A 21,193-nucleotide genomic window follows, 5' to 3' on the forward strand; every position below is an offset into this window, starting at 1 on the left:
TTCCTTACGGGATGGTCACGCGGAGGCCGTCTCGGCCTCCGGCTCGGCGGGTGTCTCGTGGGCAAAGTACCCGGTCGACGCCTTGCGGCCGCTGAGGTGGGAGCCCTCCTGGATCTCGTAGAGCGAGTTGAACTCGGCTGCCGCGACCGGCAGCGGCCAGACACCGCCCTCGGTACGCGCGGCCTTCGCCGGCTTGCCCCGCAGCAGCTTCGCGTTGGGCTCGTTGTGCGCGGCGTGCGGTCCGTAGTAGATCGGGAAGGCGTCAGCGGCACGGTAGGCGGGGATGAACACCCGCCGGTACATGTCGGAGAGGTTCTTCTCCGAGGAGTGCGCCACGAGCGGGTGCAGGAAGACCACCGAACCGGCGGGCCCCTCGCAGTCCACGACCGTGGACTCGTCCACGCCCACATCCGTGAGCGAGGAGATCTTGCCGGCGAAGTACCCGTCCTTCTCGTGGCTGAGCAGCCCCTGCCGGTGGGAGCCGGCGGCGACGCGCAGGCAGGCGTTCTCACGGGTCGCGTCGTCGAGGTAGATGAGCGAGGCCAGCAGGTCCTGGTTGGTGTGCGGGTAGTAGGCGAAGTCCTGGTGCCATTCGACGACGCTGCCGACCTGCGGCGGCTTGACGTTCAGCTTCGAGTACTGAAGGACGACGTCCTCGCCGATCAGCTGCGCGACGGCGTCGATCAGCCGGGGGTGTTCGGCGAGGTCCGCGAAGACCTCGTTCCGGGCCGTCGGTGCCCAGATGCGGCGCGCCTTGGTGGCGTCCTCGGGCTCCGTCTCGGCCAGGTCCGAAAGGCCGGGATCGGCGAGCAGGGCGTCGACGACGGCCCGCGCCCTGTCGATGACGCCGTTCTCGAAAATGCCTTCAACGACACAGAAACCGTTCTCGCGGAACGATTTCACTTGAGTGCTGGAGAGGACGTTTCCCATTGCGCTGCCCCTGCCTTCCTGTCGGCTCGGCGGAACGGCCGAACGGCCGCACGTGAATCATCACCCGGTGATTCTCGGACCAGATCCTGACAGTCCCGGATCGCGGGCCGCAAGGGATCACGGGCCGGAGCGGGAGGCACCTTCACCCGGCGCCTGCCCCTCGTTCTGCCGGTGCTTCTGCCGCCGCCAGCACGGGAGTTGGCGCTAATCTTGAGTGCCGCAGCCGCCTGGCGCAGCCACGTCACGAAGAGCCCGGGAGCCGGTGAGCCGCGGCCGCCGGGCCTCCCCGCTTTCGCGCCGGACACGGCATCCCTTTTCGCGTTGCTCGCCGCGATCCCCGCTCTTTCCGATTGCCGAGGTGTGAGATGAAAATCCTGCAGCAGGAGACCGCCGGTAGCGCAGACATGGATGCGGTCGAGATTCTCGACTGCACGCTCAGGGACGGCAGCTATTCCGTGGACTTCCAGTTCACGGAGGAGACCATCACGAGCGTTCTGTCCGGCCTTGAGGAGGCGGGCATACGCCTCGTCGAGCTGGGGCACGGGCTGGGGCTCAACGCGGCCGAGGCGCTGTCCAAACCGACCCTGGTCTCCGACGAGCGGTGCTTCGCCCTCGCGGCCGGCACGCTCACCACCGCGGACTGGGGCATGTTCTGCATCCCCGGGATCGCCGCACCCGGGCACCTCAGGCGGGCCGCGGCGGCGGGCATGCGGTTCGTCCGCATCGGCGTGGACATCACCGATGTCGCTCCCGCCGAGGACTTCGTGGGACTGGCGAAGGAACTCGGCCTCACGGTGTTCGCCAACCTCATGAAGACCAACCTGCTCGACGCGCCCGGCGTCGTCGGCGCGGTCCAGCAGTGCGTGAAGTACGGCGCCGACGGCGTCTACCTGGTGGACTCGGTGGGCGGCTACCTGCCGCACGAGACCGGTGAGCTGTTCCGCCAGGTGGCGCAGTGGACCGACGTGCCCCTCGGCTTCCACGGCCACGACAACCTCGGGCTGGCCAACGCCAACGCCCTCGCCGCGGCGCACGGCGGGGCGACGTACGTCGACACGACGCTGGACGGCATCGGCCGGGGCGCGGGCAACGCCGTCACCGAGTCCTTCGCCACGATCCTGCGCAGCCAGGGCGCCGGGCAGCGGTACGACTACCGGGGCCTGGGCCGGCTGAGCGAGGCCGCGGTACGTCCGCTTCCGCGCCTGCACGACGACCGGACGTACCAGCTCGTGGGCGGCCTCAGCCAGACGCACTCCAGCTTCTTCCCGCTGATCACGCGGTGCGCCGAGGCGCAGGAGGTCGACATCTTCGAGCTGATGGTGGCGGTCGCCGACGTCGAGCGGGCCCGGCCGACGGAGGAACTGGTCATGCAGACCGCCGCGGGCCTCGGACGCTTCTGACGGAACCGCGCGGCATCGGGCGCGGCCCGGGGAACTCCCCCGGGCCGCGCCCGCCTCCGTTTCCGAGGGCACCTCACATCCCCGGGACGAGCCCGCCGTCGCAGCGCACCGCACTCCCGGTCAGGTAGGAGGCGGGGCCGCCGCACAGGAAGGCCGCGGTCGCCCCGAATTCCGCGGGCTCGCCGTACCTGTTCACCGGGATGCGCCGCACGGACTCCGCGTGCACCTCCGCGACGTCCCGGCCCGACCGCGACGCGCGCGTGGCGTCGAGGGCCCGTACCCGGTCGGTCGCGATCCGTCCGGGCAGCAGCATGTTGACCGTGACACCGTCCGCCGCGACCTCGCCCGCCAGCATCTTGAGGTAGGCCGCGAGCGCGGTACGCCCGATGCCGGACAGGGCGAGGTCGCCGATGGGCGCGGCGACGGCGCTGGAGCCGATCGCGAGGACGCGGCCCCAGCGCTGTGCGCGCATGTGCCCGAGCACCCCGGTCACCAGCCTGTGGTGGACGGTCACCAGGGAGTCGACGGCCGGCCCGAGTTCCTCCGCGTGGATCTCCGTGACCCGGGCCGGCCGCGGCCCCGGCCCGTTGAGGACGAGGATGTCCACGGGGCCGAAGGCGGTACGGGCCGCCGCCAGCAGGGCCGCGGGTCCTTCGGGCGCCATCAGGTCGACGCCCACCCCGACGGCCTGCGGCAGCCCGGCGGCGACCTCGGCGGCCACGTCGGCGCGGCGGCCGCACACGACGACCCGGGCGCCCTCGGCCGCCAGCGCCTCGGCCGTCGCCCTGCCCAGACCGGACGTGGAGGCGCACACCACGGCGGTCTTCCCCGCTATGCCGAGATCCATCGGTCCGCTCCCTACCGGCCGGGGGCCGCACCAGCCCGCACGTGGTTGCGCAGGTCACCGACCCCTTCGACGAGTGCTTCCACCACGTCGCCGTGCCGGATGACGCCGGCGCCCGGCGTGCCCGTGGCGATCACCGAGCCCGCCTCCAGCACCATGCCGCCGGAGAAGTAGGCGACCTGCCAGTACGGGTCGCACATCATGGCGGACACCTGGTTGGTGGCGATCGTCCGGCCGTTGACGACGGTGGAGATGCGGACCGCCGCGAGGTCGGGTATCTCGTCGGGCGTCACCACCCACGGGCCGAGGCTGCAGAAGGTGTCGAACGCCTTGGACCACGGGATGTAGCGCGGGTTGATCCGGATCGCGTCCTCGGCGGTCATGTCCAGCAGCGTGGTGAAGCCGAAGATCACTGATGCCGCCTCGGCGGCCGGCACGTCCTTGCAGGTCGTGCCGATGACCACGCCCAGTTCGGCTTCGGCGGTGACCCGGTCCGACTGCCGGGGCAGCAGGATGTCGTCGCCGTAACCGACGATCGTGGAGCTGGGCCTGAGGTAGGACCCCGGCACTCCTTCCGGCTGCCGGACCTCCAGGTCGTCCGCGTGCCGGGTGTAGTTCAGGCCCACGCCCCACAGTTTCGCGGGGTCGCGGTAGATGGGGGCGAAGGCGAAATCACCGGCCTGGACGGCCGTGGCCCGCACGGCAGGGTCGGTCAGCGCGGCTTCCAGTCCGGAGCGCTGGTCCCCGGTGACGATGTCGTGGAGGGTGGGGCCGAAGTCCGTACCCAGCACCTTGTTGAGCGTGCCCAGCAGGACGATGCCCTCGGCCGTCGCGATTCCGACGTCCTCACCGCCGGTGGTCCTCAGAGTGCAGAGCCTCACGGTGTTCTCTCTCCTTCGTTCGTGTCAACGGTCGTGCGGGCGTGGAGCGTTCGGGCGATCAGGGGTGACGAGGGGCCGGGCGTCACGTGGCGACCGCGTGCCGGCCGGCCCGGAGGCTGCGCACGATGTTCAGGGTTTCGAAGAGCGTCTGGCCCGCGCAGTCCGTCCGGCGGAGCAGCCCGTGCATGAGCAGCGCGTAGGTGTCGTCGGCGGCTTCCGCGATGCCGGTACCGACGGCCCCGGCGGCCTCGGCCATCGTCCAGTACCCGCCGCGCTTGAGCATGGCTGCCAGCAAGGCGCCCTGGCGGGGCGTCAGCGCGTCGACGGCGGCGCGTACCGACTCGAAGACGCCGGGTACGCCCCCTGCCCAGCCCTCCGGCGGCCTCGTCAGCCGCAACGGGTCGGCCGCGAGCTGCCGCGCCAGTTGCCACGGCGAGTAGACCAGGCTCCACCGGGCGGCGACTTCCAGCGCCATCGGGAGTCCGTCCAGGGCGCGGCAGATGTGGACGACCGCCGAGACGTTCGCGCCGTTCAGTCTGAACGCGGGGCGCATGTGCTGTACGTACGTCAGGAACACCTGGACCGAGGCGTTCGCTTCCGTCGTGGCGACGCACGGGCGGGGTTCGGCGATCGGTACGGGCAGCGGCGCCAGGGGGAACACCGCGTTGGCGGCGGTTCCCTCGGCGTTCCTCGCGGTGATCAGTACGCGCAGTCGCGGGCACTCGCCGTGCAGCAGGGGGACGAGTCCCGCCAGTTCCCCGGAGCTGCGCGCGCCGTCGAGGACGAGCAAGGTGTCGCCGTCGCCCAGCAGCTCGCCGATCCGGCGGGCGCCTTCGGGACCCGCGTGGACGAACTCGCGCGCCCGCGCCGACACCGCTGCCGTCACGCCGCCCTGCGGGCGACCGCCGCCCGCCGCCTCGTCGAGCCGTACCCAGAGGACGGACGTGCCGTCCCGCTCGTACAGCGTCCGCGCCAGCTCCTGCGCCAGCCTGGACTTGCCGACTCCCCCGATGCCCGTGAGGGTGATCAGGCGGCGGTGCTCGGTCCTGAACAGCCTTACCAGGGTGTCCAGTTCGTCGCGCCGTCCGATGACCGGGCCGTTGCCGACGGGCGGGGCCAGGGGCTCCGGGCCGGCCGGGGCGGCCGCGCCGGGGCCCGGGGTGTCCGCGGAGTCGAAGACCCGCAGCGCGTCCCGCCGGCCCGTCCTGAGGTCGAGCGCCTTGACGAGGAGCCGGCAGGTGTCCCTGCGCGGTTGCCTGACGCGGCCGTTCTCGATGTCGCGAATGGCTCGCACGCTGAGCGTACTGACGTCGGCCAGCTGCTTCTGCGAGAGCCGGGCCGCCAGGCGGAGAGCGCGGAGTTGCGGTCCCAGAGCCGGTCTTCCGCGGTCCGGCACCTGGTCCGGCAACGTCTGCATCAAGGCTTCCCCCCAAGTCTTCGTGAGTGTGGTGTGTGGTCAGGCGCTCTCGGAAACCGGCTCGATCACGAGGTGGACCGTCGCGCGCACCCATGCCATCAGTGCCAGCAGCTCCTGGCTGCCGGGGGCCGAGAGCGAGATGAACAGCGGAATGTTCTTGGTACTGTCGGTGACGGGGACCAGGTCTCCCGGTGTGTAGACGCACGCCACCTGGTCGACCCCGGGCCTGCGCATCAGCTCGTCCAGCCCCCGGATCTCGACGAGCCGGCCGACCGGCCCGTCGTTCCTGATGACGCTGTTGCCGCTGAGCGCGTCGAACCGCGGCGGGTTGTCCAGGCAGGCCGGGCGGAGCCCGAGGTAGCAGTCCAGTGCCTGCGCGAACGGGTCGAAGTCGCTGTGCGCCAGCCACTGCTCGGTCAGCGGGCCGCCGGGCAGGCGGGCGCCGGTCTCGATCAGGTACACCCCGTCCTCGGCGACCTTCACCTCCGTGTGGCTGGGCCCCAGGCGGACGCCGAGGGCGGTCAGCGCCTCGCTCACGTACGAGACGGAGCGCGCCCGGTCCGGGTCGTCCTCGGAGAGCTGCACCAGCTCCCAGTAGGGGAAGGAGTAGTCCCCCGCGTCGGGCTGGCGGTACTCCCAGATGTCGATGACCTGGTGTTCACCGTCGTGGCTGAAGCAGTTGACCGCCAGCTCACGGCCGCGTACGTACTGCTCGACGAGCCACTCCTCGACCGGCCGGCCGAAGTGGTCGCGCTGTTCGAGGGCGGAGGTGTCGGCCGCGTCCGCGGCGGAGTCCAGCAGCCGCGCGCCGTGCGAGCCGCCGCCCGCGGTGTGCTTGGCGATGGCCGGGAAGCCGATCTCCGCCGCGGCGGCCGCGATCTCGGACGCGTCCTTGACGAGGGCGAATCTCGGGACGCGCACGCCACCTTCCAGGGCGGCGGCGCGCATGGCGGCCTTGTTGCGGCGGGCGAGCGAACGCGCGGGGTCGTTGCCCGCCAGGCCGAGCTTGTCCGCCAGCATGTCGCCGAGGTGTACGGCCGACTCCGAGGCCGCCACCACCGCCACCACCTCGACGCCGAGGCCCTCGACGTGGTGCAGGATTCCCGCGACGTCGTCCGCGTAGAAGCCGGCGTCGTCACCCGCGGCGTGTTCGGGCCAGCGTGCCGCGATGTGGTCGCGCGGCATCGTGTAGGCCGAGACGACGGCGAGGCCGCGCCGCCGCACTTCGGGCTTGAAGTGCGCTCCGTTGCGCACCGGGTCCAGCAGCAGGACCGCCTTGGCGCCCTGCAGTGACGTGGTCATAACTGATCTCCGATTCTTTTCGGCCGACCGATCGGCCGGCGGGGAAGGGGATGCGCGAGCGCGGGCTGCGGAACGGGCTTCAGTTCGTGTGGCCGCCTTCCTCGAAGCGGAGCACTTGGAGCTGGGCGTCGTAGCGCGCGTAAGCGGACGCCAGCGGGCTCAGTGCCGAGCGCAGCTTCCTCGGGTCCATCAGTCCTTGCCGGCACAGCGACGTCAGGTGCTCGGCGCTAAGACGTGAACGCTCACATGCCGCCTCCCAGGTGGCGAACACGTCCGCGCCGCTGTCGATGTCGTGCGGCGGCTGTTCGTACAGGCCGCCGGCGCCCGGGAGCGAGGGTCCGTCGACGGCGCTCAGCCAGGCGAACTCGATATGGGTCATCTGCCGCAGGATTCCGACGACCGTCACGGTCAGCCGGCGCGGCGAGTCCGCCGTGAGCTGTGAGACCGACAGCTCCTGGCAGTACTCCGCTATCACTATGCGGTGGAATGCGACGGCTTCCAGCAACGCCCGGATTCTTCCCTCGTGTCCGCCGCCACTCGCGTCGTCCGGCATTTCGCGTCTCCGTCTCGCTCTTGGTGAGGTGACCGGTCGGCATGGCGCCGTCCCTCCTCCGAAGCGGCCGCCGCGATCCAGACGGTCCAGGCGGCGTCGCAGACCCGCCGGGCCCACTCGCGGCCGAAGGCTCCGGGACGGGCCACGGCGTCGTCGGCGAGGCAGTAGCAGTCCAGCAGTTCCGCGAAGTCGGTGGCCGGTTCGAGGAACGTCAGCAGGCTGCCCCAGGCGAGCTCGCAGGCGGTGTGCTCGGTGAGGCCCGCCGCCGAGAGGGCCTGGAAGGCGGGGCGCAGCGTGTCCCGTGCCTGTTCGGTCTGGTACGGCCGGATGTCCCGGAGGAAGGCGTCGAACCGGGGATCTTCGAGGCCGGTGCCCAGAATCGCGTAGTGCGCTTCGAGCTTTCCCAGAGCTCGGATCACCTCGGGGTCGGTGAACCAGTTCTCGTCCCAGGGCATGTGGGGACACCTTCCAGGTGGCTAGGGGAATGAGACCGGGCGGCCGGAGCGGGCGAGGCGGGCGACCGGCTCGCCCCGCTCACGGCCCTCCGCTCCCGGTGGTCTTGTCCAGACGGTGGAACTCCCCCGTTCGGTGACGCCTTCGGCCGGCACCGGCACGCGGCCGCGGGACCGCGGACGCCGGCCGGGCCGCCGGTCAGCCCGGGTGGTGCCCGTGCGGGTGCCGCGTACCGAGGTACGACAGCGCCGCCGTCGTCACGAGCGCCAGGACCGCGCCGCCGACGAGGATGGAAGCCGGCGTGAAGTACTCCGTCAGCAGGGTGATGACGTAGGGCGTGACGAAGCCCAGGTAGGCCAGTGTCCAGAAGCGGGAGGTCAGCCGGGCCAGCTGGTGGGGCGGGGCCAGCACGGCGACCTCGGTCAGGCCGTACGCCACGCACAGGCCGTATCCGCCACCGAGCACCGCCGACGCCACCAGGGCCACCGCGGGCTGCGCGTTCCCCGCGGCGACCGCGGCCAGCACGAGGCCGAGGGCGACGGCGAGCAGCCCCATGACGCCGGTGGCGATGCGGTGGCGGGCGGCGAGCCGGCGGGCGAACGGGGCGACGAGCAGCCCGGCGCCGGGCGTGACGGCGGTGATCACACCCGCGTAGACCGTCTCCCAGCCCTTCAAGTCGCCGTCGACCAGGCCGGGGAGGGTGGCGAAGGCCACGGCGGGGGCGGCGAACACCCACGGCGCGACCGGTGCGACCAGGCGGCGGAAGGTGGAGGCGGAGGACAGGTCGCCCTGCTCGGGGACGGGGGCGTGCGCGGTGGAAGCGGAGGGGGCGGCCGCGGTGCGGGCCGGGACCGACTCGGGGACGCGTGCGGCACACAGCGCGGCCACCGCGGAGAGGACCAGGTGCGGGATGTAGGCCGTGACCATGGGCTGCGGTGCCCACTGGGCGATGAGTGAGGCCACCAGGCCGCCCGAGGCGAAGCCGGCGGACAGGAACAGGCCCGAGCGCCTGGCCGCGGCCCCGGGAGAGGGGGCCTGGCCGTGCGGCGGAACGGACAGTTCCTTGATCCAGGCGCTGCCGGCGGCGAGCAGGGCCCCCGCGCCGATGCCCGTCAGGAAGCGGCCGGGCCACAGGAGCGCGGACGCGGCGGGCCCGGCCATCAGCAGGCAGGTCGCCAGGGCGGACGTCCCGAGGGCGAAGAAGACGACCGGGCGGCGGCCCCGGCGGTCGGCGAGCGGCCCGCCCAGCAGCAGGCCGGGAATCATGCCCAGCACATAGATGGCGAACAGTGCGGTGGTGGTGGCCGTGGTCAGGCCGATGTCGCTGCGGTAGGCGCCGAGGAGCGCGGAGAACTGGTTGGCACTCCAGCCGGAGGCCGTCATCACCCAGCCTGCCCGCAGCCAGTAGCGGTGGGTCGGCGCATCCGTCGGTGGGGGGACGAGTGGTGGTGCGATGGGATTGGCCGAGGCGGCGTGCTTGCTCATACGAGAGTTGTACGACGACCGAGGACCCCGGCAGCAGGCCCGTTCAGGAATCCTGAACGGCGCCCCGGGAGCCGCCAAGTCCCGCCCTAGCATCGGCACATGGATCTGCGGAAGCTGTCGTCCTTCCTCGCCGTGGTCGAGGAGGCGCATTTTGGCCGGGCCGCGTCGCGGCTGTTCTTGTCACCCGCTTCGGTCACCCTGCATGTGCAGCAGCTGGAGCGGGAGTTGGGGACCAAGCTGCTCGACCGGGGCCAGAGCCCGGTGGCGCCGACCGTCGCGGGACAGCGGCTCGCCTCGCACGCGCGCACCCTCCTGGCCGCGGCGAACGCCGCCATGGAGGACGTCTCCGAGGCCGCCAACGCCGCCATGACCACGGCGCGCACCCTGCGGGTGGGCGTGATGGGCCACGGGTCCGCCGAGGTGACCCCGGCGGCGGTCACCGCCTTCCGCCGCGCCCGGCCCGACATTCCGCTGGAACTGGTCCAGTTGACCTTCACGGAGCACGTCAGCGCGCTGCGCGAGAACCGGGTGGACGTGGCCTTCGTACGGCCCGCCATCGAGGCCGACGGCATCGAGATCGACATCCTGACGACGGAACAGCGGATCGTGGCGGTGCCCGCGGGATCGTCCCTGGCGGACGCCGCGGGGGTCGGGGTCCGGGTGGCGGACATCATCGACCTGCCCTATCTGCGGCTCCCCCGGCACACGCCCCGGCCGTTCACCGACTACCTGTACTTCGACACCGCCGAGAACCGCGCCCCCGACTACGCGTTGACCCCTCAGGACGTGCTCACGAGTGTCGCGGCAGGGCGCGGGGCCGGGTCCGGGCTGAAATCGTTCGCCCGCTACTACCCGTGGCCCGGGACCAGATACGTACCGGTCCTGGACGCACCCTGCGCGCACAGCGTGCTCGCCACCCGGGCCGCCGACACCAACCCGGAGGTGCGGATCTTCCGGGCGCTCACCGTGGCCCTGGCCCGGGAGATGAGGCCGGCCGGCTGAGGACCCCGGCCCTGGTGGGCGGTGCGCACACCGCCCACCGCCCCGTCAGGCCGGCGGCGCCATGTCGTACGTGACCCACTTCGTCTGCTGGGCGACCTGGTCGTACTTGCCGCGGGCCCGGTAGTTGTCGTCCATGGTGATCCACCGCAGCACGCTCCAGCCGCGCTCCGCCGTGATCTGCCGCAGCGCGTCGAACAGGGCGTCCACCGCGCCGGTGCCCCTGAGGCGGGGGTCGACGAACAGGTCGTCGAGGAAACCGCCGGTCGTCGCGGTGAGCGGCCGGGCGAACGGCCGGTAGTGGGCGAGGCCGACGGGGGCCCCGTCCGCGTCGCGTACCAGGAGGCCGTTCACCTCGTGGTCCGGGTCCATGATCCACGACCAGACGCGCTCGGCGTTGGCGTCGGGCATCTCCCGGCGGTAGAAGTCGGCGTAGCCCTGGTACAGCTTCCGCCAGTGGGCGTAGTCCGCCTCCTTCGGGGCGTCGACCCGCCACGCCCCGGCGTTTCCACTCTGCTGCACGGTCAATCAAACCTTTCGTCATGTACGGGTCCGCTATGACGCGGTTTTATCGGGCGTATCGCTCCGACCGGCGCAAGCGGCGTTCAACTTCCATGATCACCATCACGCGCGGGCAATTCAATACCGTACGGGGACCTTTTCATCGGGCCCCGCCGCCCTGTGCACCGGATCACACCACCCCAGTGAATGGAATTCAACATTCCGCATTGAACGTAACGGAGGTCACACTTTTTCCCGTCCTCTCGGGGTGTAAAAAGCGCCCACCCACAGTCATCACCGTCCCAGCCGGTCACCCCTGACCGAAATTTGGCGGCGCGTGTCCCTTACGCGCCTCGTCCGGGCTCCCCCGATTGCCCAAGATGAGTTCTGCACCCGACGCGGACACCTCTCCAAACAGTCCGACTGCCTGCGTCTCACCCAGTTCTCCCGGGAGGGTTCCATGGCGAAAGCCGAAACAATCGACGCCGTAGTGGTCGGCGGTGGAATCGCCGGATCCGCCCTGGCCACAGCCCTGGCCGGCGATGGCTACGACGTCCTCCTCCTCGAACGGCAGACGGTCTACCGGGACAAGGTCCGAGGCGAAGTAATCAATTGCTGGGGCGTTGTCGAGCTGCTACAACTGGGGCTGGAGAAGGTTCTCCTGGAAGCCGGCGGCACGTATGTGAACCGCTTTGTCGGATTTGACGAAACGGTCACTCCGGAAACCGCACAAGCAAATGCCCTGCACCTGGACGAGATGCTCCCAGGAATTCCCGGAGTGCTGGACGTGGGGCACCCCGAGGCTTGTGAAGCGCTCGCCACCGCAGCCGAACAGTCCGGCGCCAAAGTGATCCGCGGCGTGGGCGAGGTCACCGTGACCGGCGGACCCAACCCCAATGTCCGATACGAATACAACGACGTCGAATACGAGGTTTCCTGCCGGATAGTCGTCGGCGCCGACGGCCGTATGTCAACGGTCCGCCGGCAACTGGGCATCGGACTCCGGCAGACGCCGCCGAACTCCCTCGGAGGCGGGATGCTGGTCGAGGACCTGCACGACTGGCCGGTCAACGTCACCTCGATCGGCACCGAGGGCGACCTGCTGTACTTCGTGTTCCCCCGGGACGGCGCACGGGCCCGGCTGTACCTTCTGCACGACGTCGCGCAGAAGGGCCGGTTCTCCGGCCCCGACCGGCAGGCGGAATTCCTCAAGGCGTTCCAGCTCCGCTGCATACCGAACAGCGAGATGTTCGCCTCGGCCACACCGTCCGCCTCGTGCGCCTTCTACCCGATGAACGACGCCTGGGCCGACACCCCGGTCGCTCCCGGCGCCGTACTGGTGGGGGACGCCGCGGGGTGGAGCGACCCGGTCGTCGGACAGGGGCTGTCGATCGCCCTGCGGGACGCCCGCATGGTCTGGGACGCGCTGCGCTCCCACTCCCGCTGGTCCCCGGAGGCGTTCGCGTCCTACGCCGGGGAGCGGGAGACCCGGATGCGCCGCATACGGGTCTCCGGCTCCGTACGGACCACGATGAACATGACCTTCACCCCGGAGGGCGCCGCCCGCCGCAAGGCGTACGCCAGGACCTGGCACACCGATCCGGTACTGGCCGGCTCCCGGCTCGCCACCTTCAAGGGCACGGACCAGGTACCGCCCGAGTCCTTCGCGCCCGAGACCATCAAGCGGCTCTTCGCCCTTGGATGACCGCGGCGGCACGGCGGCCGCCGTCCACAGCGACCCACTCGCCGGCGCACGCCCGCGCCGGCACAGTCCAGCGAATGAGGGGACCCCATGTACGTGAAGTCCGCGGCAACCGACGACCTGATCCGCAAGAACGGCTGTGACATCCGCCAGCTGTACCCCTGGGACGGCGTCGTCGTACCGCCATGGAACAGCACGCTGTGCTCGATCCGCCCGGCCGAGTCGAGCACCCCGCACGGCCACGACACCGACGAGACGTTCATCTTCACCAGCGGCGAGGGCCGCGTCCGGATCGGCGAGGAGGAGCGCTCCGTCGTCACCGGTGACGTCATCTACATCCCGCACGGGACCCGGCACATCGTGACCAACACCAGCGACTCCGCCCCGCTGGACTTCGTCAGCATCTACTGGCTCCAGCCGTCTGCGTGAGGAAAGGCCCCCATGACCGACTCACCACGCGCCGGCCACGGCCGACGACGCGTCAACGTGACCTTCTCGCCACCGACGCCCAACGGGGACCTGCACCTCGGGCACCTGTCGGGCCCGGTCCTCGCCAGTGACGTCTGCGCCCGCTCCCAGAAGGTCCTGGGCAACGACGTGGCGTTCGCGACCAGCACCGACGACAACCAGACCTACGTCGTCACCACGGCCGCACGCCTGGGCACCGAACCCGAGGAGCTGATCCAGCACGCGCTCAAGAGCGTCACCGCCTCGCTGGAACTGGCCGGCGTCGACGTCGACCTCTTCGAACGGCCCGACGCCGAGTACACGCGGTTCGTCGAGGGCTTCTTCACCCACCTCTGGCGGCACGGCGCCTTCGACCGGCGGGAAGTGGAACTGCCCTACGACGCCGAGGCGGGCGAGTACCGGGCGGAGGCCTTCGTCACCGGACGCTGCCCCATCTGCCTGGCGCACGCCCGCGCCGGGGTCTGCGAGGCCTGCGGCCGCTACAACCTGCCGGGCGCCCTGCTGCCGCTGGCCGACACCGCCTCGGCCCTGCCGCGCCGCTCGACGTGGATCTGGGTGCTGGACCTGGAGCGGTACCGCGCGGAGATCACCGAGTGGTACGACAAGACCGACGTGCGGCTGCGGCCCGACCTGGACCGGGTCGTCTCCGACACCCTGGCCGCCGAACGGCTCCCCTACATACCGATCACCTACCCGAGCAGCTGGGGCATCGCCGTCGACTGGGACGGCGACCCCAACGGCCCGCCGCAGGCCGTCAACGCCTGGCCGGAGATCTACGTCGGCCACCTCTACTGGCTCCGGCAGGCCCGCAAGCAGGGGCTGGGCGACTGTGACGAGCTGGTCCAGTTCATCGGCATCGACAACGGGTTCTACAACGCGTTCGTCTACGTGACGCTCTCGCTGCTGGCCGAGCGGCACGGGCTGCCGGTGTCGCTGCCGAAGACCCGTACCCTCACCAACCAGTACTTCATGCTGGAGGGCCGGAAGTTCTCCACCAGCAAGGGCGATGTCCGGTGGGCGAAGGACTACCTTGAGAGCGTCGGCCGGGACCGGGCGCGCTTCGTCCTCGCCCTCACCAGCCCGGAGCTCCAGCAGTCGGAGTTCAGCGAGCCGATCGCCCAGGCCACCATCGCCAACCGGTTCGACGCGCCGGTCGCGGCCGTCACGCGGGCCCTGAACGCCGCTCTCTCCGGCCGCGGTGTCGACGCGGCGCCGTCGCCCTGGTGGGCCGCTGCGTTGCAGGCGTCCCGGCAGCGCTTCGAAGAGGCGTACGCCCTGGAGACGTTCAGCATCCGCAAGGCGGCGGAAGCGCTCTCCCTGCACCTTGAGGTGCTGGCGCTCCGCAGCGAGCAGGTCCGGGCCGACGATCCGGGCGACGTCGCCGGCGTCCTGCAGTTCCTCTGGTCCCTGCGCACGCTCGCCTGGCCGGTCACGCCGGACCTCTCCGACCAGGTGTCCGCCGCGTTCGGCGCCACCTCCACGGCAGGGCGGGCGCCGCTTCTCCAGGAGGCGACGACACCCCCGGCGGGCCGCTTCCAGGGCCTCGCAGCCCGGTAATCCCCACACTCTCCCCCGACCCACCCCGCTTCACCTCACCTCACCTCGTCAAGGAGCTTTGCCATGCTGCGCACCTTCATGAACTCGAAGATCCACCGCGCCACCGTCACCGACAGCAACCTGAACTACGTCGGGTCGATCACCATCTCCCCCGAACTGCTCGACGCGGCCGGCATCGGCCTGCACGAACTCGTCGCCGTCGTCAACGTCAACAACGGCGCCCGGTTCGAGACGTACACCATCCTGGGCGCTCCCCGCGCCAACGAGGTCGTGGTCAACGGTGCCGCCGCGCGCCTGGTCGAGACCGGCGACAAGGTCATCATCATCAGCTACGCGCAGCTGACCGAGGAAGAGCTCGCCGACCACAAGTCCCGTGTCGTGCACGTGGACGACGAGAACCGGATCACGGACTCCGTGCTCCAGAGCCACTGAACCACCCGCCGCACGGCGCTCGCACACCACTCCCCCCTCCGCGTACCCGCATCCTCCAAGAGGACCCTGAAACGTGACGAAACCACAGGTATATCCCGTACTGGGAGTGGGCTTTGGCCCGGCAAACCTCTCCCTTGCGGTCACGCTTGAAGAACTCGGCCATTTCGGCACCGCGCGCTTCATCGAGCGGTCCGACGGCTTCCAGTGGCAGGAACAACAGCTGCTGCCCGGCGCGGACATCCAGAACAACCCGTTCCGCGACCTCGTGATGCAGCGCAACCAGTACAGCCGCTACACCTTCGTCAACTACCTCGCCGAGCAAGGCGCGTTGACCGACTACCTCCACCTCAACGCCAAGTTCCCCCTGCGGCGCGAGTACGCGGGCTACCTCGCCTGGGTCGCCGAGTCCTTCCGCGGCTCGGTGGACTACGGGCAGTCGGCGGCCGCCATCTCGCTGGTCGACGGCGACGACGGCGGTGAGCTGTTCGAGGTCCGGACGGAGACCGGCCGCCGCTACCTCGGCGAGAGCCTGTCCCTGGGCACCGGGCGGTCCCCCCGCATCCCGTACCCCTTCCAGGGGGCCCTGGGCCCCACCGTCTTCCATTCGACGCAGTACCTGTCGTCCGTCGAGCGGCTCGCCGACAAGCGCATCCGCGTCGCCGTCGTGGGGGCCAGCCAGAGCGCGATCGAGATCATCCTCGATCTGCTCGCCCGCCCCAACGTCGAGCAGGTCACGTCCCTGCACCGGGGCATCGGCTTCCGGCTCAAGGACACCAGTCCCTACAGCCGGCAGGTGTTCCTCCCGGAGTTCGTGGACTACTTCCACCCGCTGCCCAGCGAGACCAAGCGGCGGATGCGGACGGAACTCAGGTCGATCAACTACGCGGCCTGCGACCAGGACGTCATCGACCGCCTCGTGGGCATACAGCGGGAGTACGACCTCACCGGCTCCGACCGCCTGCGTATGCTGCCCTTCACCGAGACGGGGCAGCTGACGCGGTCGCCCGGCGGTGCCCACCGGCTGGTGGTGCGCGACATCAACCACGCCGACGAGCAGACGATCGACGCCGACGTCGTCATCCTGGGAACCGGGTTCCGCGACTTCGGCACCGGGCCGAACGACGAGCCCTACCACCCGCTGCTGGAAGGCATCGCACACCGGCTGCCGCTCGACGACGAAGGCATCCCGATCGTGGCGCGGGACTACTCGATCGAGCTCAACGCCCAGGAGTACAGCCGGCGGCCCCTGCGCGTGTACCTCAACGGCTTGTGCGAGGCCAGCCACGGCATGGGTGACGCCGGGGCCCTGGCCATGCTGTCGGCCCGGTCGTCGGACATCGCGAACTCGCTGGTGAACCACGCCAGGCTCACCGCGGACGAGCCGCTGGTCGTCGGATCGATGCGGTGACGGACCCCGTCGCCTCAGCGGACGTGGCCGTCGTCGGCGGCGGCATCGTCGGACTGATCACCGCCGAGCGGCTCACCGCTCAGGGCCGCTCCGTGGTCCTGGTGGACCGGGCCGGCATCGCCGGAGGCGCCACGGGCGCCTCCGGCGGGCTCATCCGGGCCCTCGACCTCTCGGGGGAAGACGGCACCTGGGCGGCCGAGGGGCTGGAGGTCTACCTCCGGGGCGGCTGGCGCGGTTCCTGGCCGGAGGTGCACGAGCACGGCAGCCTCACGCTCGTCGACGGCGACCCCACACCGTCCATGGCCGCCCGCATCGACGCCGTGCGCGCGGCCGGCCACTGTGTCCAGCCCCTCACCGCCCAGGAGACGGCCACACGCTTCCCCGGCCTGGCGGTGCCGGACGGCTTCACCGGGCTGTACGAGCCCCGCGGTGGCTGGCTGCCCGCCAAGGAGGTGGCGCAGGCGGTACTGCGCGACGCGGGACCGCACCTGCGGGTGCTCAGGGCGGACGCCACGGCCGTCCTCACCACCGGCACCCGCGTGACCGGGGTGGCGACCGGTGCCGGCACCGTACGGGCCCGGGCGGTCCTGCTCGCCGCCGGGGCGGGAAGCAGCCGCCTGGCCGCGACGGTGGGCGTGGCCCTGCCGCTGCGTACCCGCGCGGTCGGCTACTGCTTGTTCGATCCGGGCCCGGGGCCAGGCGCGGCGGACCTGCCGACGGTCGTCGACTCGGCCACGGGCGCGTGGCTGCGCCGGTGGGGCCGGGGCACCACCGTGCTCGCCGGCGTGCGCTCGGCGGAAACCGACGTGCCCGAGCACGTACGGGCGGGGGTGCCGGACCGGGAAGAAGAACGCGTCCGCTCGGTGGTACGCCACCGCTGCCCGCGGCTCGCGTGGGCCCCCGGCGTCGGCGGAGTCACCGCCTACGACGCCCAGGCCGCCGGGGGCGGCGGATCGGTGACCGCGTGGCCGGAGCCCCGTGGCCTGGTCACGGCGACCGGGTGGGACGGGGGCGGGTTCAAGCTCGCCCCGGCCATCGGCCGCCGCGCGGCCCGCTGTCTTCGAGAGGTGATCACCGGATGAACGCGACGGCCGCCTGGCGGCTGAACGCCACGGACGAAATGCTGCACGCGGCGAGCGAGACGCTCGGGTCGTCCCGGATCGTGCAGGTGCTCTGGAGGTTTCCCGCCCCGGTGTCCCGCGCAGCGCTGGAGCGGGAATGGCGCCGCCTGAACCGCGGTCGGCTCAGCCGCCAGGCCGCCCCGGCGGCAGTCCCCTGCGCCCGCCGCAAATGGGTCGCCGCGCACAACGGGGAACCCCTGCACACGGATCAGCGACCGCTGACCGGGGCCGAGGTGCCGGACTGGATCGACAGCCAGGTACGTGCGCCCCTGCCCGTCGGCTCCGCGTCGATGTGGCGGCTGGCCGCCGCCCCCTACCGCGACGGCCACCTCGTATCGCTGACGGTGCCGCACTTCCGCTGCGACGGGCTCGGGCTCTTCCACGCCATCGCGTCGCGCGAGCCGGGCGACCGGCCGCCTGAGGGGTGGCCGGCGGCCCTGGCGGCGAGCGATCTCGGCGAGGCACTCGGGCAGGTGGCACGGGCACTGGCCGGATCCGCCGGCTGGGCCGCCGGCCTGCTGACCGACTCCCGGCACCGCGCCCGGCTCCGTACGGCGCTGCGCGGAGCCGGTCCGCCCGCCGCGTCCGGCTCCGCGCCCCGCTTCTTCACCTCGGCGATCGCCGATCTGGACGCCGGCGCGTGGGAGCAGCGGGCCCGCGCCCACGGGGGCACGGTGAACAGCCTGTTCGTGGAGATGGCCGCCAACCTGGTCCGTCGCCACGTGCGCAACGGCCGGCCGGCCGCCATCGACGTCGGCATCCCCACGAGCCTGCGGCGCGGCGACGGCGACGGCCGCGCCAACGCCCTTGTCGTCGTGCCGCTGACGGTCCCCGGCGGCGCGGTGCGCCACGGCGACCTGCGCCGGACCCGGCAGGAGACGAAAGACCTCCTGCGGCGGACCGGCGAGCACAGCGGCACGCTCGTCCCGGAGCCGCTGTGGCATCTGCTTCCGGCCCGCTGGGCGGGCGCGCTCAAAGCACCAGGAGCGCAGCAGACCGACGTCGTCGCCTCCAATTTCGGAACCGCCCCGGACGGCGTGGTCCGTTTCGCCCGCGGCACCGCGGACAGCGTGGCCCTGCGCACCATGAACGTCCCGGGTGTCATACCCGAAAAGGCGCGCTTACGGGCCTCTCTGTGCCTGCTGCGAACCGGAGACCGCATGACCGTGACCGCTACCGGAATGCCCGACCATTTCGGTGATTCCGCGTCCCTGTACCGCCACCTCGACGAGGAGTTCGCCGCTTGGGGACTCACCGCGAGGCCCTGGTGGGACATCACGCCCGACACGATGGAGGGCATCGAGCGATGACCGCGCCGCAAACGATCCCGGCCCTGCCCGACCGGTGGTTCCGCACCACACCCGATTCCTCCGTACGCAGCGGCCCGCGCCTGCTCGCCCGCTCGCTGATCCACGCGGCCGACCTCGACGAGCGGATCGGCTTCTACGAGCAGCTGTTCGGCGTACCGGCCGACCTGCGCATGCCGATTCCCGACTTCGGCGGCCTGGAGCTGGCGGCTGTCGGGAACCTGCTGCTGATCGCGAGCGTCCGGCCCTTCACCCCGATCCAACGGCAGACCGCCTACTCGTTGATCGTCCCTTCCCTCGCCGCGCAGCTGGACACCGTGCGCCGCGCCGGCGGCACGGTCGTCGAGCCGCCCGAGCGGATCCTCCCGGGCGCACGGGCCCGGGTCCGGTACCCGGACGGCTCGCTCGCCGAGCTGGTCGAGCACCGCCCGCAGCCGGGCGAGGAGCCCCGGCCCCCCGCCGAGGCCACCGGCGGCGACCGGGCGGGGCGTACGCGGCTCGTGGCCCGCCGGAAGGTGCCCCGCACGGCATTCGACGAGACCGTCGCGGCCTACGAGAAGCTCCTGGAAACCGAGGCCCGGGTCCACGAGGACCAGCACCGCCCCGGGCCGCTCGCCCTCGCCCTCGTCGGCAACCTGCTGCTGATCGGCTCCGACGAACCGGACCCGGCCGGCGGCGCGGCCGCGGCGGTCGCCCTGCTCGCGTCCGCCGAGGGCCACGGTCAGCGGGCGATGGTGCCCCTGCCGGACGGCGTCCTCGCCGAAGTGTGGGACCTGGACGCCGTGGGGCGCCGGCCCGGCCTGTGAACCCTGCCCTGCCACGAATCGAGGAGCTATGAGCAAGCCTGTCGTGGTGATCGCCGATGAGCTGTCACCCGCCACCATCGACGCCCTCGGGCCGGACTTCGACATCCGGCACTGCGACGGGACGGACCGCGCGGCGCTGCTCGCCTGCACGGCGGACGCCCACGCGATCCTCGTGCGCAGCGCCACCACCGTCGACGCCGAGGTCATCGGGGCCGCGCGCAGGCTCAAGGTCGTCGCGCGGGCCGGCGTCGGCCTGGACAACGTGGACGTCCCCGCCGCCACCAGGGCCGGGGTCCTGGTGGTCAACGCCCCTACGTCCAACATCGTCACCGCCGCCGAAATGGCCTGCGGCCTGTTGCTGAATGTGGCCCGCCACATTCCCCAGGCGGATTCCGCGCTCAAAGACGGGCGGTGGAACCGCAGCGCGTACACGGGCGTGGAACTGGCGGAGAAGACGCTCGCCATTGTGGGGCTGGGACGTATCGGGGTGCTGGTGGCGCATCGGATGGCCGCCTTCGGCATGAAGGTCGTCGCGTACGACCCCTATGTCCAGCCGTCCTCGGCGGCGCATTTCGGCGTCCGGCTGCTCCCCCTCGACGAGTTGCTCGCCGTCGCCGATTTCCTCACCGTGCATCTTCCCAAAACGCCGGAGACCGTCGGCCTGCTGGGCGACGAGGCGTTTCACAAGGTGAAGCCCTCCGTGCGGATCGTGAACGCGGCACGCGGGGGAATCGTGGACGAGGAAGCGCTCGCCGCGGCGCTCGAAGAGGGCCGTGTGGCGGGGGCCGCGCTGGACGTCTACGCGACGGAGCCCTGCACCGATTCGCCGCTGTTCCGGTTCGACAACGTGGTGGTCACCCCGCACCTCGGGGCGTCGACCACCGAAGCGCAGGAGAAGGCCGGGGTCGCGGTGGCCAAGTCGGTGCGGCTGGCGCTGGCCGGCGATCTCGTACCCGATGCGGTCAATGTGCAAGGGGGCGTCCTGGCCGAGGAGGTGCGGCCCGCGCTGCCGTTGGCCGAGACGCTGGGGCGTATCTTCACCTCGCTCGCGGGTGAGGTGCCGGCCCGTCTGGACATCGAGGTGTCCGGAGAGATCGTCAGGAATGACGTGACGGCGCTCGAACTCTCCGCTCTCAAAGGCGTTTTCGAGAATGTGGCCGAGCAGCCGGTGACATGGGTGAATGCCCCGCTGCGCGCCGAGGAGCACGGGGTGAAGGTCGGCTTCACCACCAGCTCGGAATCGCCGGAGAACCGCGGACTGGTGAGCGTACGGGGGGTCTTCCCCGACGGTGGGACGGTTTCGGTCGCCGGCACGCTCTCCGGTCCGAGGAACATCCCCAAAATCACCGACGTGGACGGCTACGCGGTCGACGTGGACATCGCCGACCACATGCTGTTCCTCCGTTACGCGGACCTGCCGGGCGTCATCGGCACCGTCGGCCGCGTCCTCGGCGACGCGGCCGTCAACATCGCGGGCATGCAGGTGGCCCGGGACACGGCAGGGGGCGAGGCGTTGGTCGTCCTGACCGTCGACCAGGCCGTCCCCTCGGACGTCGTGACCGAGATCGCCCGCGAGATCCGCGCGAGGTCGGCCCGGTCCGTGGACCTGGCGGGCTGAGAAGCCGGG

Annotated in this window: 20 protein-coding genes; 11 read left to right on the forward strand and 9 right to left on the reverse strand. The window is 71.4% G+C overall.

Annotated features, from left to right (window positions below):
* Positions 1 to 15 precede the first annotated feature (15 nt).
* On the reverse strand, positions 16 to 930 hold the full coding sequence (locus tag ACH4OW_RS16810) for a phytanoyl-CoA dioxygenase family protein (RefSeq protein WP_360137411.1): 915 nt from the start codon (positions 928 to 930) through the stop codon (positions 16 to 18).
* A gap of 365 nt (positions 931 to 1,295) precedes the next feature.
* Between ACH4OW_RS16810 and ACH4OW_RS16815 the strand changes: the two genes are divergently transcribed.
* Positions 1,296 to 2,330: a hypothetical protein gene (locus ACH4OW_RS16815; protein WP_398028420.1), complete on the forward strand. Its 1,035-nt coding sequence runs from the start codon at positions 1,296 to 1,298 to the stop codon at positions 2,328 to 2,330.
* A gap of 73 nt (positions 2,331 to 2,403) precedes the next feature.
* On the opposite strand, the gene ACH4OW_RS16820 is transcribed toward ACH4OW_RS16815, so the two are convergent.
* From ACH4OW_RS16820 to ACH4OW_RS16850, 7 genes are all read right to left on the reverse strand, one after another.
* Positions 2,404 to 3,177, reverse strand: a complete 774-nt coding sequence (locus tag ACH4OW_RS16820) for an SDR family oxidoreductase (RefSeq protein WP_398028422.1) — start codon at positions 3,175 to 3,177, stop codon at positions 2,404 to 2,406.
* An 11-nt stretch (positions 3,178 to 3,188) separates the two neighbouring features.
* Positions 3,189 to 4,055: a fumarylacetoacetate hydrolase family protein gene (locus ACH4OW_RS16825; RefSeq protein WP_360137420.1), complete on the reverse strand. Its 867-nt coding sequence runs from the start codon at positions 4,053 to 4,055 to the stop codon at positions 3,189 to 3,191.
* A gap of 82 nt (positions 4,056 to 4,137) precedes the next feature.
* The gene (locus ACH4OW_RS16830; RefSeq protein ID WP_360137423.1) at positions 4,138 to 5,472 is read right to left on the reverse strand and encodes a helix-turn-helix domain-containing protein; all 1,335 of its coding nucleotides are present in this window, start codon (positions 5,470 to 5,472) and stop codon (positions 4,138 to 4,140) included.
* A gap of 39 nt (positions 5,473 to 5,511) precedes the next feature.
* Positions 5,512 to 6,774: an ATP-grasp domain-containing protein gene (locus tag ACH4OW_RS16835; protein ID WP_360137426.1), complete on the reverse strand. Its 1,263-nt coding sequence runs from the start codon at positions 6,772 to 6,774 to the stop codon at positions 5,512 to 5,514.
* A gap of 79 nt (positions 6,775 to 6,853) precedes the next feature.
* Positions 6,854 to 7,279 (reverse strand): DUF664 domain-containing protein, encoded by a 426-nt coding sequence (locus tag ACH4OW_RS16840; protein ID WP_360137429.1) that lies wholly within the window; start codon positions 7,277 to 7,279, stop codon positions 6,854 to 6,856.
* Entirely contained in the window at positions 7,249 to 7,782 is a 534-nt protein-coding gene (locus tag ACH4OW_RS16845) for a hypothetical protein (protein ID WP_398028426.1), read from the reverse strand. The genes ACH4OW_RS16840 and ACH4OW_RS16845 overlap by 31 nt, the downstream gene beginning before the upstream one ends.
* A 196-nt stretch (positions 7,783 to 7,978) precedes the next feature.
* The gene (locus ACH4OW_RS16850; RefSeq protein ID WP_360137435.1) at positions 7,979 to 9,265 is read right to left on the reverse strand and encodes an MFS transporter; all 1,287 of its coding nucleotides are present in this window, start codon (positions 9,263 to 9,265) and stop codon (positions 7,979 to 7,981) included.
* A 99-nt stretch (positions 9,266 to 9,364) separates the two neighbouring features.
* Between ACH4OW_RS16850 and ACH4OW_RS16855 the strand changes: the two genes are divergently transcribed.
* The gene (locus ACH4OW_RS16855; RefSeq protein ID WP_360137438.1) at positions 9,365 to 10,267 is read left to right on the forward strand and encodes a LysR family transcriptional regulator; all 903 of its coding nucleotides are present in this window, start codon (positions 9,365 to 9,367) and stop codon (positions 10,265 to 10,267) included.
* Between the two features lie 45 nt (positions 10,268 to 10,312).
* Here the strand turns inward: ACH4OW_RS16855 and ACH4OW_RS16860 are convergent, their stop codons facing one another.
* Positions 10,313 to 10,786 carry a GNAT family N-acetyltransferase gene (locus ACH4OW_RS16860; protein WP_398028428.1) on the reverse strand — a complete coding sequence of 158 codons (474 nt, stop codon included), beginning with the start codon at positions 10,784 to 10,786 and terminating at the stop codon, positions 10,313 to 10,315.
* Positions 10,787 to 11,225: 439 nt separating this feature from the next.
* On the opposite strand from ACH4OW_RS16860, the gene ACH4OW_RS16865 reads away from it, so the two are divergent.
* The 9 genes from ACH4OW_RS16865 to serA all read left to right on the forward strand — a co-directional run bounded on the left by ACH4OW_RS16865 (position 11,226) and on the right by serA (position 21,184).
* Complete coding sequence (locus tag ACH4OW_RS16865; RefSeq protein ID WP_398028430.1) at positions 11,226 to 12,470, forward strand: FAD-dependent oxidoreductase; 1,245 nt, start codon at positions 11,226 to 11,228, stop codon at positions 12,468 to 12,470.
* An 87-nt stretch (positions 12,471 to 12,557) separates the two neighbouring features.
* Positions 12,558 to 12,896: a cupin domain-containing protein gene (locus tag ACH4OW_RS16870; protein WP_360137447.1), complete on the forward strand. Its 339-nt coding sequence runs from the start codon at positions 12,558 to 12,560 to the stop codon at positions 12,894 to 12,896.
* A gap of 12 nt (positions 12,897 to 12,908) precedes the next feature.
* Positions 12,909 to 14,492 (forward strand): class I tRNA ligase family protein, encoded by a 1,584-nt coding sequence (locus ACH4OW_RS16875; protein ID WP_398028433.1) that lies wholly within the window; start codon positions 12,909 to 12,911, stop codon positions 14,490 to 14,492.
* Between the two features lie 63 nt (positions 14,493 to 14,555).
* Positions 14,556 to 14,924 (forward strand): aspartate 1-decarboxylase, encoded by a 369-nt coding sequence (panD, locus tag ACH4OW_RS16880; RefSeq protein WP_360137453.1) that lies wholly within the window; start codon positions 14,556 to 14,558, stop codon positions 14,922 to 14,924.
* A gap of 73 nt (positions 14,925 to 14,997) precedes the next feature.
* On the forward strand, positions 14,998 to 16,332 hold the full coding sequence (locus tag ACH4OW_RS16885; RefSeq protein WP_398028435.1) for a SidA/IucD/PvdA family monooxygenase: 1,335 nt from the start codon (positions 14,998 to 15,000) through the stop codon (positions 16,330 to 16,332).
* On the forward strand, positions 16,329 to 17,414 hold the full coding sequence (locus ACH4OW_RS16890) for an NAD(P)/FAD-dependent oxidoreductase (RefSeq protein ID WP_398028437.1): 1,086 nt from the start codon (positions 16,329 to 16,331) through the stop codon (positions 17,412 to 17,414). The genes ACH4OW_RS16885 and ACH4OW_RS16890 overlap by 4 nt, the downstream gene beginning before the upstream one ends.
* On the forward strand, positions 17,411 to 18,763 hold the full coding sequence (locus ACH4OW_RS16895) for a hypothetical protein (protein WP_398028438.1): 1,353 nt from the start codon (positions 17,411 to 17,413) through the stop codon (positions 18,761 to 18,763). The genes ACH4OW_RS16890 and ACH4OW_RS16895 overlap by 4 nt, the downstream gene beginning before the upstream one ends.
* Complete coding sequence (locus ACH4OW_RS16900) at positions 18,760 to 19,566, forward strand: VOC family protein (protein ID WP_398028440.1); 807 nt, start codon at positions 18,760 to 18,762, stop codon at positions 19,564 to 19,566. The genes ACH4OW_RS16895 and ACH4OW_RS16900 overlap by 4 nt, the downstream gene beginning before the upstream one ends.
* A gap of 28 nt (positions 19,567 to 19,594) precedes the next feature.
* Complete coding sequence (gene serA, locus ACH4OW_RS16905; protein WP_398028442.1) at positions 19,595 to 21,184, forward strand: phosphoglycerate dehydrogenase; 1,590 nt, start codon at positions 19,595 to 19,597, stop codon at positions 21,182 to 21,184.
* Positions 21,185 to 21,193 lie beyond the last annotated feature (9 nt).

The sequence above is a fragment of the Streptomyces sp. NPDC017056 genome (assembly GCF_044332485.1).
GTDB lineage: Bacteria > Actinomycetota > Actinomycetes > Streptomycetales > Streptomycetaceae > Streptomyces.

Excerpts from the sequence above, each read along its gene's own strand:
- ACH4OW_RS16835 (WP_360137426.1), bottom strand. The coding sequence starts at position 6,774 with ATGACCACGTCACTGCAGGGCGCCAAGGCGGTCCTGCTGCTGGACCCG.
- ACH4OW_RS16830 (WP_360137423.1), bottom strand. The coding sequence starts at position 5,472 with ATGCAGACGTTGCCGGACCAGGTGCCGGACCGCGGAAGACCGGCTCTG.
- serA (WP_398028442.1), top strand. The coding sequence starts at position 19,595 with ATGAGCAAGCCTGTCGTGGTGATCGCCGATGAGCTGTCACCCGCCACC.
- ACH4OW_RS16895 (WP_398028438.1), top strand. The coding sequence starts at position 17,411 with ATGAACGCGACGGCCGCCTGGCGGCTGAACGCCACGGACGAAATGCTG.
- ACH4OW_RS16815 (WP_398028420.1), top strand. The coding sequence starts at position 1,296 with ATGAAAATCCTGCAGCAGGAGACCGCCGGTAGCGCAGACATGGATGCG.
- ACH4OW_RS16865 (WP_398028430.1), top strand. The coding sequence starts at position 11,226 with ATGGCGAAAGCCGAAACAATCGACGCCGTAGTGGTCGGCGGTGGAATC.
- ACH4OW_RS16820 (WP_398028422.1), bottom strand. The coding sequence starts at position 3,177 with ATGGATCTCGGCATAGCGGGGAAGACCGCCGTGGTGTGCGCCTCCACG.
- ACH4OW_RS16850 (WP_360137435.1), bottom strand. The coding sequence starts at position 9,265 with ATGAGCAAGCACGCCGCCTCGGCCAATCCCATCGCACCACCACTCGTC.
- ACH4OW_RS16900 (WP_398028440.1), top strand. The coding sequence starts at position 18,760 with ATGACCGCGCCGCAAACGATCCCGGCCCTGCCCGACCGGTGGTTCCGC.
- ACH4OW_RS16810 (WP_360137411.1), bottom strand. The coding sequence starts at position 930 with ATGGGAAACGTCCTCTCCAGCACTCAAGTGAAATCGTTCCGCGAGAAC.
- ACH4OW_RS16855 (WP_360137438.1), top strand. The coding sequence starts at position 9,365 with ATGGATCTGCGGAAGCTGTCGTCCTTCCTCGCCGTGGTCGAGGAGGCG.
- panD (WP_360137453.1), top strand. The coding sequence starts at position 14,556 with ATGCTGCGCACCTTCATGAACTCGAAGATCCACCGCGCCACCGTCACC.
- ACH4OW_RS16845 (WP_398028426.1), bottom strand. The coding sequence starts at position 7,782 with ATGCCCTGGGACGAGAACTGGTTCACCGACCCCGAGGTGATCCGAGCT.
- ACH4OW_RS16875 (WP_398028433.1), top strand. The coding sequence starts at position 12,909 with ATGACCGACTCACCACGCGCCGGCCACGGCCGACGACGCGTCAACGTG.
- ACH4OW_RS16870 (WP_360137447.1), top strand. The coding sequence starts at position 12,558 with ATGTACGTGAAGTCCGCGGCAACCGACGACCTGATCCGCAAGAACGGC.